The sequence below is a fragment of the Vibrio sp. dhg genome, from assembly GCF_003443775.1.
GTDB lineage: Bacteria > Pseudomonadota > Gammaproteobacteria > Enterobacterales > Vibrionaceae > Vibrio > Vibrio natriegens.
Map to the genome: position 1 here is coordinate 617666 of NZ_CP028943.1, position 13720 is coordinate 631385.

The window sequence follows — 13720 nt, forward strand, 5'->3', positions numbered from 1 at the left end:
AACAAATTTTACTAAAAAAAGCGGACCCTTCGGTCCGTTTTTTTATCATTTTGACATTTTTGCCCTACATAATGCTAACATCCGTGAGTTACTAAAAAACAAGCGGCGTAGGCAACGCCGTTATAAGACAAGGAGAAACCATGTCTACACAGATGTCTGTATTTTTAAGCCAAGATTCTGCAGCTCCACATTGGGGTGAAAAGGCCCTGCTTTCGTTCGCCGAGACTGGCGCGACTATTCATTTAGGTGAAGGCCATGATCTTGGTGCAATTCAACGCGCAGCTCGTCAGCTTGATGGTCAGGGAATTCATTCGATTCTACTTTCTGGTGACAACTGGGATCTGGAGAGTATCTGGGCTTTCCATCAAGGCTACCGTAACCCGAAAAAACACGGCTCTCTAGAGTGGGTTGCTTTATCTGAAGACGATCAAGCTGAACTTCAGGGGCGTATTACCGCTACTGATTTCACTCGCGATATCATCAACAAAACAGCCGAAGAGGTTGCACCTCGTCAACTTGCGACCATGGCGGCGGAATTTATTAAATCTGTCGCGCCAGAAGGCACCGTTACCGCACGTATCGTTAAAGACAAAGATCTTCTAGCAGAAGGCTGGGAAGGTATTTATGCCGTTGGCCGTGGCTCTGAGCGCACTTCTGCAATGCTACAGTTGGACTACAACCCAACTGGCGATGAAAACGCACCAGTATTCGCATGTTTAGTTGGTAAAGGCATCACTTTTGATTCGGGCGGCTACAGCCTGAAGCCTTCTAACTTTATGAGCGCAATGAAAGCGGATATGGGCGGCTCTGGTACCATCACCGGTGGTTTAGGCCTAGCGATTCTGCGTGGTTTGAATAAACGTGTGAAACTGATCCTTTGCTGTGCGGAAAACATGGTATCAGGTCGTGCCCTTAAACTGGGTGACATCATTACCTACAAAAATGGTAAAACCGTTGAGATCATGAATACCGATGCGGAAGGTCGTTTGGTGTTGGCGGATGGTCTAATCTACGCAAGCGAGCAGAACCCTGAACTAATTATTGACTGCGCAACATTGACTGGCGCGGCGAAAAACGCACTGGGTAATGATTACCACGCGCTAATGAGTTTTGATGACGAGCTGTCTCATCAAGCTCTGACGGCGGCAAATCAAGAGAAAGAAGGCTTATGGCCACTGCCTCTGGCTGATTTCCACCGTGGTATGCTGCCATCAAACTTCGCGGATTTATCAAACATCAGCTCTGGTGATTACTCACCTGGCGCAAGTACCGCTGCGGCATTCCTGTCTTACTTTGTTGAAGATTACAAGAAAGGCTGGCTGCACTTTGACTGCGCGGGTACGTACCGCAAATCAGCGTCTGAAAAATGGGCTGCTGGTGCAACTGGTATGGGTGTTCGCACTCTTGCTCGCCTTCTTAACGAGCAAGCTGACAAGTAATTAATGTGCGGCATTGGGCTTTCCGATGCCGCATTAATCAGTCACTTTGATACAAAACTATTATTACAAGTACAAAAAAGGAAACTTTATGGCTCTAGAAAGAACGTTTTCAATTGTTAAGCCTGACGCTGTGGAACGAAATCTAATCGGTGAAATCTACAACCGTATTGAAAAAGCGGGTCTGCGTATTGTGGCTGCAAAGATGGTTCATCTGACTGAAGAGCAGGCGAGCGGTTTTTACGCAGAACATGAAGGCAAAGAATTTTTCCCTCCTCTGAAAGAGTTTATGACCTCTGGTCCTATTATGGTTCAGGTTCTAGAAGGCGAAAATGCAATTGCACGTTACCGTGAACTGATGGGCAAAACTAACCCAGAAGAAGCGGCTGCTGGCACACTTCGTTGTGATTACGCGCTAAGCATGCGCCACAACTCAGTACATGGCTCTGATAGCCCTGAGTCGGCGGCTCGTGAGATCGAGTTCTTCTTCCCTGAGTCGGAGATTTGCCCACGTTAATCTTGGATTAACCTGTGCTCGTAAAGATAGTAAGCCTCGGATAATTCCGGGGCTTTTTAGTTTATGAAGGAAGACTCGCTCCAACAGTAAAGTTGTTTAAATTTTAATCAGAATAATTTTAATGCCTTAGCAAACTCAGGGTTTTAGACCCCTTGTTGTAGCTGCATAAAGGCTGTACAATTCGCGCCCTTATTCTTGTTTCAGTCATTGAGAGGCAACATGACTACTGAAAAAATTAATCTACTCGACTTTGATCGCAAAGGCATGCGTCAATTTTTCGCGGAAGAACTAGGCGAGAAAGCGTTTCGTGCTGATCAGGTTATGAAGTGGATCTACCATTTCGGTGTTGATGACTTCGACAACATGACGAACATCAACAAGAAACTACGTGAAAAACTGCAGCACAAGTGTGAAATCAAAGCACCAACTGTAGCTGAAGCGCAACACTCTTCTGATGGCACTATTAAATGGGCTATGAAGGTTGGCGATCAAGACGTAGAAACGGTTTACATCCCTGAAGATGATCGCGCTACATTGTGTGTGTCTTCTCAGGTTGGTTGTGCACTGGAATGTAAGTTCTGTTCAACGGCTCAACAAGGCTTTAACCGTAACCTTAAAGTGTCTGAAATCATTGGTCAGGTGTGGCGTGCTGCACGTGAAGTTGGCCTTGAGAAGGAAACAGGACGTCGTCCAATTACCAACGTGGTAATGATGGGCATGGGCGAGCCTCTTCTGAACATGAAGAACTTGATCCCTGCGCTGGAAATCATGTTGGATGACTTAGGCTTCGGTTTATCTAAGCGCCGTGTGACGGTATCGACATCGGGTGTTGTATCTGGTCTTGATCAGATGACAGGTAAAATCGATGTTGCATTGGCAATCTCTCTTCATGCGCCGAACGATAAGTTGCGCAGTGAAATCATGCCAATCAACGATCGTTGGGATATTCAAGATTTCTTAGCCTCTGTGCGTCGTTACATCGCTTCGTCTAACGCGAACCGTGGCAAAGTGACGGTAGAATACGTATTGCTTGATCATGTCAATGACGACATGGACCACGCGCGTGAGCTTGCTGAACTGATGAAAGACACGCCATGTAAGATCAACTTGATTCCGTTTAACCCGTACCCAGGTTCACCGTATAAGAAGCCAAGCAACTCTCGTATTGACCGCTTCCAAAAGACTCTGATGCAGTACGAGCATACTGTTACCATTCGTAAGACTCGTGGTGACGATATCGATGCGGCATGTGGTCAGCTTGTTGGTGACGTTATTGACCGTACCAAGCGTACCGCTGCGTTAAAAGCGGCACGTGGCGCGGATACCATTGAAGTCAAAGCAGTATAAGCTGTGTGAATTTTAAAATAGCCAGAGCCTTTTGCTCTGGCTATTTTGTTTAGAGAGATTGCGATAAGCAAATGGCTGTCATGAGAGGTGATGCATAGTTTTTTCAACTACATTGATAGTGGGAAAATAACGATGCTGAGGCGGTTACTGAAGGTTGTTTCGCATCATAACCCTGTGCTTAGAGTGGAATTGCGTATAATTTCCAATTACAGTGTCAAAGTTTGGACAAAAGCTTGAGCAATCTGTTAGTTTGAGTGGAAAGAGTTTTTGTCTTTGTTATACATTGTCTTATCATATTGTATAGCATTTACGACAGCATCGGGAAATCTCGGCTTATTCTCTCATACGTTTTGCAGATATCGGCAGGGCGAGTATTCACATTCAAAGCTCAGAGAATTTCTTAAAATTATTACTTTGGTTAACACGATTAGGCTGGCTATCTTTAAGCGAGTCTTAAGAAAAACAACGAAAATAAATAACAGTGTTAGCCACTAAAACAGACTAAAAACCATCATTATGACAGAACACGAAAACACAAATGAAGTACCGCTTTCCATTGAAGCGGGCACACTATTGAAAAACAAACGCGAATCTTTAGGAATGACACAAAAGCAAGTTGCTGATCGCCTGAGACTTCGCGTTTCTGTTATTGAAGATATTGAAAACAATCGATTTGAATCACAACAAGTAGCGACCTTTACTCGTGGTTACTTGCGCTCGTATGCCAAAGTGGTTGGTCTTGATGAAAAAGTAGTACTAACAGCACTAGAGCAAACCGCCGATATCCAGCCGAAAGATCAAGAAATCGAAATGCAGAGCTTTTCTCGCAAAACTAAGCATGAAAAGCACAACAGCCGCATTATGTTCCTGACCTGGGTTATCGCCATTGTGATTACCGGGATCTCTGCTGCCTGGTGGTGGCAGAACCAACAAGATAATAGCCTGACTCAGGTTGTGACGGATTCCAGTGTAGAAGGGCCAGAGCCTAGCGCACAAGAGTTGGCGGACATTGATCAGATGAGTGCCGATGAATTAATCGCAAGCGCTCCCGCTGATATTACAGTTTCCGCTGAACAGCCTGTAGCAGCAGATGAAGCGTTAAGTTCTGCTGAAGCAACGGACGTATTGCCTAGTGATCAACTGGCAAGTACAGATATTGAAGAGCCTGTAGCAGTGCTCGAAGAGGCTGAGGTCGTTGAAGAGCCAGCTATCATCGTGCCGGAGGGAATGAGCCTTCTCACTATGACATTTAAAGCAGACTGCTGGATTCAGGTGAAAGATACCAATGGCAAAACTCTGGTGAGCGGCACCCATAAACCAGGTCAGGATGTAGAACTTACCGGAAAAGCACCATTTAAAGTGATTTTGGGCGCACCGGAAGGGGTTACAATGACATTTGCGAGTGAACCTGTCGACCTTTCTGGGTATACTTCAGGCAAAGTCGCTAGATTCACTTTACCGTTATAAAAAATTATGCAACACGAATCTCCTATTATTCGTCGTAAATCGACGCGTATTTATGTGGGTGATGTGCCAATTGGTGATGGTGCTCCAATTGCTGTACAGTCAATGACCAACACTCGCACGACTGACGTGGAAGCGACAGTCGCACAAATCCGAGCACTAGAAAAAGTGGGCGCAGACATCGTCCGTGTTTCTGTACCTACAATGGATGCAGCTGAAGCCTTCAAACTGATCAAACAGCAAGTGTCTGTTCCGTTGGTTGCTGATATTCATTTCGATTATCGTATTGCGCTTAAAGTAGCAGAGTACGGTGTTGACTGTCTGCGTATCAACCCAGGTAACATCGGCAACGAAGAGCGTATTCGCGCCGTAGTTGATTGTGCCCGTGACAAAAACATTCCAATCCGTATCGGTGTCAACGGTGGTTCTTTAGAAAAAGATCTGCAGATGAAGTACGGTGAACCAACGCCAGAAGCGTTGGTTGAGTCGGCAATGCGTCATGTGGATCACCTAGATCGTCTTAACTTTGATCAATTCAAAGTGAGCGTGAAAGCATCCGATGTTTTCCTTGCGGTAGATTCATACCGTCTGTTAGCGAAGAAAATTGACCAACCACTGCACTTAGGCATTACCGAAGCCGGTGGTGCACGTGCAGGTGCCGTGAAGTCTTCTGTAGGCTTGGGCATGCTGCTGGCTGAAGGTATTGGCGATACTTTGCGTATCTCTCTTGCTGCAGATCCCGTCGAAGAAATCAAAGTTGGTTTCGATATTCTGAAGTCCCTACGCATTCGCTCACGTGGAATCAACTTCATTGCGTGTCCGAGTTGTTCTCGTCAGGAATTTGATGTTATCGGGACTGTGAACGCACTTGAAGAGCGTTTAGAAGATATCATCACCCCAATGGATGTTTCGATTATCGGTTGTGTCGTCAATGGCCCTGGTGAAGCGGAAGTTTCTCATTTAGGCTTGGCGGGTAGTAACAAGAAGAGTGCTTTTTATGAAGATGGTAAACGTCAGAAAGAGCGCTTTGATAACAACGACCTTGTGGATCAGCTAGAAGCTAAAATCCGTGCGAAAGCGTCTATGATGGACAGCGAAAGTCGCATCGAAGTAAAAGTACAAGATTAATCTCAACGAGAATTACGGTAAGTATTGTGGCAAAAACAATTCAAGCAATTCGAGGCATGAACGACTGCCTCCCAACTCAATCACCGCTGTGGCAAAAGCTAGAAAACACAGTGAAAAATGTAATTAGCGCGTACGGTTACAACGAAATGCGCATGCCAATCGTTGAGATGACCCATCTGTTCAGCCGCGCTGTTGGCGAAGAGACAGACGTGGTTTCGAAAGAGATGTACACGTTCGAAGATCGCAATGGCGATAGCCTGACGCTTCGTCCGGAAGGTACTGCAGGTTGTGTACGTGCTGGGATCGAAAACGGTCTACTGTACAATCAAGAACAACGCGTTTGGTACATGGGTCCAATGTTCCGTCACGAGCGTCCTCAAAAAGGTCGTTACCGTCAGTTCCACCAATGTGGCGTGGAAGTATTTGGCCTGAATGGACCTGATGTAGATGCTGAACTTATTATGATGACCGCTCGTCTGTGGCGTGAACTTAGCATCGACAAGCACGTTCGTCTTGAGCTGAACTCTATTGGTTCGCCTGAAGCTCGTGCAAACTACAATGAAGCTTTAGTGGCGTTTCTGGAACAACATATCGATGTACTGGATGACGATTGCAAACGTCGTATGCACACTAACCCTCTTCGTGTTCTTGATTCTAAAAACCCTGATGTTCAGGCTATTTTAGGTGACGCTCCTCGTCTTTCTGAGCACTTAGACGAAGAATCTAAGCAACATTTTGCAGGTCTGTGTGAACTTCTTGATGCTGCAGGCATCGAATACACTGTTAACGAACGTCTTGTTCGTGGTCTGGACTACTACAACCGTACTGTTTTCGAGTGGATCACTGAAAGCTTAGGTGCACAAGGTACAGTATGTGGTGGTGGTCGTTATGACGGTCTGGTTGAACAGCTAGGTGGTAAAGCAACGCCAGCAGTTGGTTTTGCTATGGGCCTTGAGCGCTTAGTGCTTATGCTGGAAACACTAGAGTTAACGGAAGTACGTCGTAGCGTTGACGTATACGTTGTGACCGCGGGCGAAGGTACCATGATGGCAGGGATGAAACTTGCCGAGCAGCTTCGTGAAGAAGTACCTGGCGTACGTGTGATGAATCACTTTGGTGGCGGTAACTTCAAGAAACAGTTTAAACGCGCAGATAAAGTTGGTGCTGTAGTAGCATTGGTTCTGGGTGAGAATGAAGTTGCGGATAACACCGTAGTATTGAAAGACTTGGCTGGTGGTGAGCAACACACTTACAACCAAGCAGAAGTTGCTGAAAAGATCGCAGCACTGATTTAAGTCTTTTAGTAAGCTAGTAATTTTATCCTGGTTCGTTATTTGAGGCTCCCACATGTGGAGCCTTTAAACGAGATGGGAACAATGGCAGCTTTGCTGCCATTTACATGTTTTAAGAGGACAGGAAGTGGAACTTTACGATACTGAAGAACAACAAGTTGAAGCCATTAAAGACTGGTGGAAAGAGAACGGTAAAGCCGTCATCATCGGTGCTGTTGTTGGTTTAGGTGGTCTATTTGGTTGGCGTTACTACCAGGATTCAGTGATTCAGGCGAGTGAAGCAGCTTCACAGAGCTACACAACAGCGATTAGTGCATTGCAAGAAAAAGGTGTTGATGCACAGGCTGAAGTTCAGGCATTCATCGATTCAAGCGAAGTAAAAGAATATTCAGTATTGGCCGCTCTGCAACTCGCGAAATCACAAGTTGAAGCACAGGATCTTTCTGCTGCGCTTGAGCAACTAAAGTGGGCACAAAGCAGCACTAAAGATGCAGCATTGTCACCACTTATCAGTTACCGCATTGCTCGTATTGAAGCGGAACTGGGTAACTTTGATGCAGCAACGTCTGAACTAAGCAAAGTAACCGATGCCGCATGGAATGGTCGTATTGCGGAGCTTCGAGGTGATATCGCGCTTCGTCAAGGTGACGAAGATGCCGCTTATGCCGCTTATACTGAAGCGCAGCAAGCGACAGATGCAAGCCCGACACTGCAAATGAAATTGGACGATCTGGCGAAATAAGGACCGCATTGGATGAAAAGAGTCTTTAAAAAAGCCTTGTTAGGCGCGTTAACGATGGGCATCCTCGCAGGTTGTGCGAGTGAAGAAGATACCATTGTTATGGCGCCGCTACCTCAAGTCGATAGTGAGTTTACGACTCATACAGAATGGAGCACGTCGGTGGGTGATGGCGTTGGTCATTACTTCTCTAAACTGTCTCCAGTTTATGCCAACGGCACTTTATTTGTTGCAAGTCGTGACGGTGTTGTCAAAGCGCTGGATCCAGAAAACGGCAAGCCGCTTTGGGAAGTTGATCTAGAAGAGAGCGTTGTAGCTCGTCTATCTGGAGGTATCACAGCCGCTTACGGAAGCCTATACATAGGTTCTGACAACGGTGATGTTATTGCACTTTCCCAAGAGACTGGTGAAGTGAACTGGCGTGTTAAGGTCGGCGGAGAAGTACTCGCAAAGCCGGTTGCTGACTCTGGTTTGATCATCATTAATACCAGCCGAGGCACGCTTGTAGCTCTTAACGAAAGCACTGGTGAGCAACGCTGGGCATTGAGCACTGAAGTTCCTAACCTGACTCTACGTGGTGACAGTACACCTGTGGCGATTGGTGGTGGTGTTTTCTGGGGCACGGCAAATGGCCGATTGGCAGCAGCGATTGTGGAACGTGGTCAGCTTATTTGGCAACAACCAATCGGTACGCCAAAAGGTGCAACGGAAATCGACCGTTTGGTTGACGTTGACGCTTCACCAATCGTACTTGGCGGCACTCTTTTCACCATCGGTTTTAATGGCCAGCTAGTTGCGGTTGACTTACGCTCTGCAAACCCGATTTGGAAGCGTAATTACTCATCGGCGAATGACATGGCAACGGATGGTAGCCGTCTGTTTGTCATTACTGAAAAAGATCATGTTGTTGCCGTTGATGCGCGAAGTGGCACTGAGTTGTGGGAAAACAGCTTGCTTGAGCACCGTCAACTGACGGCGCCGGTTGTGATAGGTAACTATCTGGTTGTTGGTGACACATTGGGTTACCTGCACTGGATGGATCGCTCAACTGGTGAATTCGTAGCACAGCAATATATTGACGACAGTGGTTTTGCTGTTGGTCCAACGTTGCTGTCTGATGGTTATGTCCTTACTACTCGCAACGGCGATGTAAAGAAACTAACCATTAACGAATAATATCGTGATATAATTCACATTCGGCTCCTGGCTGGTGACAGTTAGGAGCCGTTTTGTTGTTTGAAATTATTGTTTATTTATTAAAAGTTATTCCTGACGTGGTTATAGGTAAAACCTGGTTTGATTTGGCATTGGGCAAGTCGTTACCTATAACTACAGAAGAAAGATTATTGTAGAGGTTGTTATGGTACCTGTTGTGGCCCTAGTCGGGCGTCCGAATGTAGGTAAATCTACACTATTTAACCGATTGACACGCACTCGTGACGCTTTGGTTGCGGACTTTCCTGGCCTGACGCGAGACCGTAAATATGGCCAAGCTAAACTTGGTGAAGAGCACGAATTCATCGTCATTGATACTGGTGGTATTGATGGTACGGAAGAAGGCGTTGAAACAAAGATGGCCGAGCAGTCTTTAGCGGCCATTGATGAAGCTGACGTTGTGCTATTCCTAGTTGACGGTCGTGCTGGTCTTACGCCTTCTGATGAAGCGATTGCGGCGCACCTGCGTAAAATTGAAAAGCCAGCCATGCTGGTAGTAAACAAAATTGACGGTATTGATGCCGATGCTGCTTGTGCCGATTTCTGGCAGTTGGGTGTCGACGACATGTACCAGATCGCTGCCGCTCATGGCCGTGGTGTGACTGCGCTTCTTGAACGAGCTTTAGCGCCGTTCTTTGATGACTTGCTGGGCAGCGAGTCAGAAGAAGGTGAGATTGAAGATCTGACTGAATTTGAAGATGCGGAAATCCTAGAAGAAGAGTACAGCGAAGAAGAAGCGGAACAAGAGTTTCAACGTTTGCAAGATCAGCCAATCAAGCTTGCAATCATTGGCCGTCCAAACGTTGGTAAATCAACGTTGACCAACCGTATTTTGGGTGAAGAGCGTGTTGTTGTTTACGATATGCCAGGCACCACACGTGACTCTATCTACATTCCAATGGAACGTGATGGTCGTGAATACGTACTTATTGATACAGCGGGCGTACGTCGTCGTGGTCGTATCAATGAAACGGTTGAGAAATTCTCAGTAGTTAAAACGTTGAAAGCTGTAGAAGATGCCAACGTGGTTCTGCTGGTTATCGACGCGCGTGAAAACATTTCGGATCAAGACTTGAGCCTGCTTGGTTTTGCTCTGAACGCGGGTCGTTCTATCGTACTTGCTGTAAACAAGTGGGATGGTCTGGATAACGACGTGAAAGAGAACGTGAAGAAAGAGCTAGACCGTCGTCTGGGCTTTGTAGACTTCGCTCGTATTCACTTCATCTCAGCGTTGCACGGTACTGGTGTTGGTCACTTGTTTGAGTCAATTCAGGAAGCCTATAAATCGGCAACGACACGTGTCGGTACTTCAGTGCTGACTCGTATCATGAAAATGGCCGTTGATGATCACCAACCACCTATGATTCGCGGTCGCCGTATTAAATTGAAATACGCGCACGCTGGTGGTTATAACCCACCAATCGTGGTCATTCACGGTAATATGGTTCGTGAGCTACCAGATTCGTACAAGCGCTATCTGATGAACTATTTCCGCAAGTCTCTGGAAATCATGGGTACACCAATCCGTATTAACTTCCAGAACAGTGAGAACCCATTTGAGAACCGTACCAACAAACTTACTCTTTCTCAGGAACGTAAGCGCAAGCGTATGATGTCTGCGGTTAAAAACCGTAACAAATAATCGAGTTCAAAAATACCCAAGTTTTGCTTGGGTATTTTTTTATCTTCAAAACACAGAACAACAACTATGACGATTACTGCGACTAAAATTCGCTTCTGTCATCAGACATGGCAGCTAGAATCCTCTGTACAACTCATCGAGCATAACGATGATGTAAGCTATCTGGTGACTGAGACCACTCCTTTTCACCCCGTAAGCCACATTTGGCCCGATCACCCCGCTGATAAAGGCTCGATTGAGATAGACGGAACGTTATTCACGGTTCTCGACTGTCAGGTAGGTGCGGTAGAGCAAGCCACAAACATACTGTATGTTGGAACTGCAATTCCTGTAAAACGAGATACAGCAGGCTGGACGTTTGTTGTCGTGCATGTGCTACCAAAAGTCGACTCACTTGAGTCAGATATGATGGTCGCTTTGCAAGTGGATAAATCCTATCAGCTTTCTCTGAGTCGTGGCCACAGTGCCGGACATCTGGCTTACTTAGCATTAAATAAAGTTCTGGCCGATGGTTATTGGCGTAAAGACGCTGACCGTAAAGACCCTCATGGTTATTATGATTTTAACAGCTATGCTCAGGAGACAAGCTTCGTTACGCCGGACAAGTGCGTGGATACGTATCGTTTAGGTAAAACACTCCGAAAAAGAGGGCTAAACAGCGCAGATATGCTGTCGGACCTTAGTGACATAGAACATAAGGTCAATGCTCAGTTGTCAGAATGGCTTCAGCGCAAAGAGACGATCATTATAGAGTGTCATGGTGATAATCTTACCGATTCTCGCTATTGGAAGTGTGATCTGGGAGAAGGGGAAATCGCTGTGATCCCTTGTGGTGGAACGCATGCCAGTCATTTAAATGAGTTTGCCTCAATACAAGTAACCTTAATAGAATGTGACCCACAAACCATTGAAATGCACACCGAAGTAAAAGCGTTTTCAGATAATTAGATCTTTTTATTAAATTCTGTTTGTCTGGTGTTTTTACGTTACCTTTGGTTTTTTAATCTAATTTAAATTGAAATACAGAATATGTAACTTATGCTTTCGGTGTGTGGTTATATAAATATTCTTTTAGGGGGTGATCGCTGATCAAGTGGGTAATATCCGACGATCAGAATAAGATCTTTATATGTCCGAGCGAATGACGCATCAATCCGAGATCTCAAAAGCAGTGACGGCGATCATTGTTTAGCGTGGCAAATTTTGAATAATGAGATTAAGAAATGAGTAAGGTAAAGGCGTATGCAGCAGAATATTTGTCCGACTTGTGATGTTGAATTAGAGTGGACGGGTCAGTATCACTGTAACCAGTGTGAGTCCGATTTCAAAAAGGTAGGGTTTTGTCCCGATTGTGACGCTGAACTGGAAAAGCTTCAGGCTTGTGGTGCGGCGAATTACTTCTGTAATACTTGTAATGAACTCAAATCGAAATCTCGAGTTCGATTTGAGTTTCAAAAGATTGACTAACCCTAAACTGGGTTAGTTGACGGTCGAGCGAATCTCGCCATTTGCTAAACGGGTGACCAGACGGTCGCCCGTTTTCACATCTTCAGCTTGTGTAATCACCTTGCCTTGCTCTGTTTGCGTGATGGAATAGCCACGTTTGAGGGTTGCAAGTGGGCTCACTGCCTCCAGCTTTTCTGCAGCCATTGCCAATTGATGGCGCACAGTCAGTAATTTGCGATCCATGGCATCCAACAGCTTTTGCTCGACACGGTCTAGTCTCGATTTTTGCTGAGCTAAGTGTCTGACAGGAGAATTCAATTGCAGACGGTGGTGTTTACGCTCAATCGCTTGCTGACGAGTATCGATGAAGCGTTGCATTGCTCTGCGCAGTCGTACATCCAGTTCATCTAATTGCTGCGATTGACGCTGCAACTGATAGCTGGGATGTTGGCGCTCTAAACGGTGGAGAAGTTGCGCTGCTTGCTGCTTTTGTTCCGCCAAATAATAACGCATTGCGCTCGCCAATTTATGTTGACAAGTAATGAGGGCTTGACCTTTATGACTATTATCGCGACTCACCAGCTCCGCAGCTGCCGACGGCGTTGGTGCTCGAACGTCGGCAACAAAGTCAGCAATCGTTACATCGACTTCGTGGCCTACGGCACTAATGATTGGGATTTGGCTGGCCGAGATCGTACGCGCAAGGATCTCGTTGTTAAAGCACCATAAATCTTCTAATGAACCACCACCACGGCCAACAATAAGCACATCACACTCATTGCGGCTGTTTGCACGACCAATTGCTTGTGCGATTTGAATAGCGGCTTCTTCTCCCTGAACCATGGTCGGATAAATTACAACGGGAAGAGAAGGGTCACGGCGTTTTAATACATCGAGGATATCGTAAAGTGCCGCACCGGTTTTAGAGGTGATTACGCCCACGCGTTTTGGGTGCTCTGGCAAAATCTGTTTGTTCGTTTGGGCAAACAAACCTTCTGCTGCCAGTTTCATCTTGAGTTCTTCAAACTCTTGCTGCAGACGGCCATCGCCTTCTGGCTGCATACTTTCGATGATAAGTTGGTAGTCGCCACGAGGCTCATACAGAGACAGGCGTGCTTTTACTAATACTTGGTTACCGTTTGCAGGCTTGAAAGTCACACGACGATTGTTGCCACGAAACATGGCGCATTTAACTTGAGCGCGAGAGTCTTTTAGCGTGAGGTACCAATGACCAGAGACAGGGGCTGAGAAGTTTGAAATCTCTCCGACAAGCCAGACGATCCCCATTTCATTTTCCAACAGGAGGCGGACTTCTGCATTAAGACGAGAAACGGTGAAAATGTTTTGATTGGTCTGGGAGAGCACAGCTAATCTCGTAGACGTGAGTATGGAAATTAGCGGCAATATAATACATAGCAAGGGGGTAATTGCAAGAAAAAAATTAAAAAACTTGTAGTCAATCGATTGTCTTGAACGTATAATCCCTCCGCAATA

Annotated in this window: 12 protein-coding genes; 11 read left to right on the forward strand and 1 reads right to left on the reverse strand. The window is 46.0% G+C overall.

The features are described 5' to 3' along the window. Positions 1-140: 140 nt before the first annotated feature. The 11 genes from pepB (at position 141) to DBX26_RS02925 (ending at position 12247) form a co-directional block, all read left to right on the forward strand. Positions 141-1439, forward strand: a complete 1299-nt coding sequence (gene pepB / locus DBX26_RS02875) for an aminopeptidase PepB (RefSeq protein ID WP_014230936.1) — start codon at positions 141-143, stop codon at positions 1437-1439. A gap of 88 nt (positions 1440-1527) precedes the next feature. Next, positions 1528-1953 carry a nucleoside-diphosphate kinase gene (gene ndk, locus DBX26_RS02880; protein WP_014230937.1) on the forward strand — a complete coding sequence of 142 codons (426 nt, stop codon included), beginning with the start codon at positions 1528-1530 and terminating at the stop codon, positions 1951-1953. 219 nt (positions 1954-2172) lie between these two features. After that, a complete protein-coding gene (locus DBX26_RS02885) occupies positions 2173-3300 on the forward strand; it encodes a bifunctional tRNA (adenosine(37)-C2)-methyltransferase TrmG/ribosomal RNA large subunit methyltransferase RlmN (protein ID WP_014230938.1) in 1128 nt (375 codons plus the stop codon). A gap of 516 nt (positions 3301-3816) precedes the next feature. Further along, positions 3817-4767 carry a cytoskeleton protein RodZ gene (gene rodZ / locus DBX26_RS02890; protein WP_118117788.1) on the forward strand — a complete coding sequence of 317 codons (951 nt, stop codon included), beginning with the start codon at positions 3817-3819 and terminating at the stop codon, positions 4765-4767. A 6-nt stretch (positions 4768-4773) separates the two neighbouring features. Beyond that, entirely contained in the window at positions 4774-5892 is a 1119-nt protein-coding gene (ispG, locus tag DBX26_RS02895; protein ID WP_118117790.1) for a flavodoxin-dependent (E)-4-hydroxy-3-methylbut-2-enyl-diphosphate synthase, read from the forward strand. Between the two features lie 26 nt (positions 5893-5918). Next, the gene (gene hisS / locus DBX26_RS02900) at positions 5919-7187 is read left to right on the forward strand and encodes a histidine--tRNA ligase (RefSeq protein ID WP_014230941.1); all 1269 of its coding nucleotides are present in this window, start codon (positions 5919-5921) and stop codon (positions 7185-7187) included. A gap of 124 nt (positions 7188-7311) precedes the next feature. Further along, on the forward strand, positions 7312-7926 hold the full coding sequence (locus tag DBX26_RS02905; protein WP_065296388.1) for a YfgM family protein: 615 nt from the start codon (positions 7312-7314) through the stop codon (positions 7924-7926). Between the two features lie 12 nt (positions 7927-7938). Then, positions 7939-9099: an outer membrane protein assembly factor BamB gene (bamB, locus tag DBX26_RS02910; RefSeq protein ID WP_014230943.1), complete on the forward strand. Its 1161-nt coding sequence runs from the start codon at positions 7939-7941 to the stop codon at positions 9097-9099. 184 nt (positions 9100-9283) lie between these two features. Beyond that, positions 9284-10780: a ribosome biogenesis GTPase Der gene (gene der / locus DBX26_RS02915; RefSeq protein ID WP_014230944.1), complete on the forward strand. Its 1497-nt coding sequence runs from the start codon at positions 9284-9286 to the stop codon at positions 10778-10780. 66 nt (positions 10781-10846) lie between these two features. Next, on the forward strand, positions 10847-11728 hold the full coding sequence (locus tag DBX26_RS02920; protein WP_118117792.1) for an alanyl-tRNA editing protein: 882 nt from the start codon (positions 10847-10849) through the stop codon (positions 11726-11728). Between the two features lie 294 nt (positions 11729-12022). Further along, a complete protein-coding gene (locus DBX26_RS02925) occupies positions 12023-12247 on the forward strand; it encodes a zinc ribbon domain-containing protein (RefSeq protein ID WP_014230946.1) in 225 nt (74 codons plus the stop codon). A gap of 12 nt (positions 12248-12259) precedes the next feature. On the opposite strand, the gene xseA is transcribed toward DBX26_RS02925, so the two are convergent. Next, complete coding sequence (xseA, locus tag DBX26_RS02930) at positions 12260-13591, reverse strand: exodeoxyribonuclease VII large subunit (RefSeq protein ID WP_118117794.1); 1332 nt, start codon at positions 13589-13591, stop codon at positions 12260-12262. Between the last annotated feature and the right edge of the window lie 129 nt (positions 13592-13720).

Coding starts and splice junctions, on each gene's coding strand:
- pepB (WP_014230936.1), top strand. CDS start 141: ATGTCTACACAGATGTCTGTATTTTTAAGCCAAGATTCTGCAGCTCCA.
- ndk (WP_014230937.1), top strand. CDS start 1,528: ATGGCTCTAGAAAGAACGTTTTCAATTGTTAAGCCTGACGCTGTGGAA.
- DBX26_RS02885 (WP_014230938.1), top strand. CDS start 2,173: ATGACTACTGAAAAAATTAATCTACTCGACTTTGATCGCAAAGGCATG.
- rodZ (WP_118117788.1), top strand. CDS start 3,817: ATGACAGAACACGAAAACACAAATGAAGTACCGCTTTCCATTGAAGCG.
- ispG (WP_118117790.1), top strand. CDS start 4,774: ATGCAACACGAATCTCCTATTATTCGTCGTAAATCGACGCGTATTTAT.
- bamB (WP_014230943.1), top strand. CDS start 7,939: ATGAAAAGAGTCTTTAAAAAAGCCTTGTTAGGCGCGTTAACGATGGGC.
- der (WP_014230944.1), top strand. CDS start 9,284: ATGGTACCTGTTGTGGCCCTAGTCGGGCGTCCGAATGTAGGTAAATCT.
- DBX26_RS02920 (WP_118117792.1), top strand. CDS start 10,847: ATGACGATTACTGCGACTAAAATTCGCTTCTGTCATCAGACATGGCAG.
- DBX26_RS02925 (WP_014230946.1), top strand. CDS start 12,023: ATGCAGCAGAATATTTGTCCGACTTGTGATGTTGAATTAGAGTGGACG.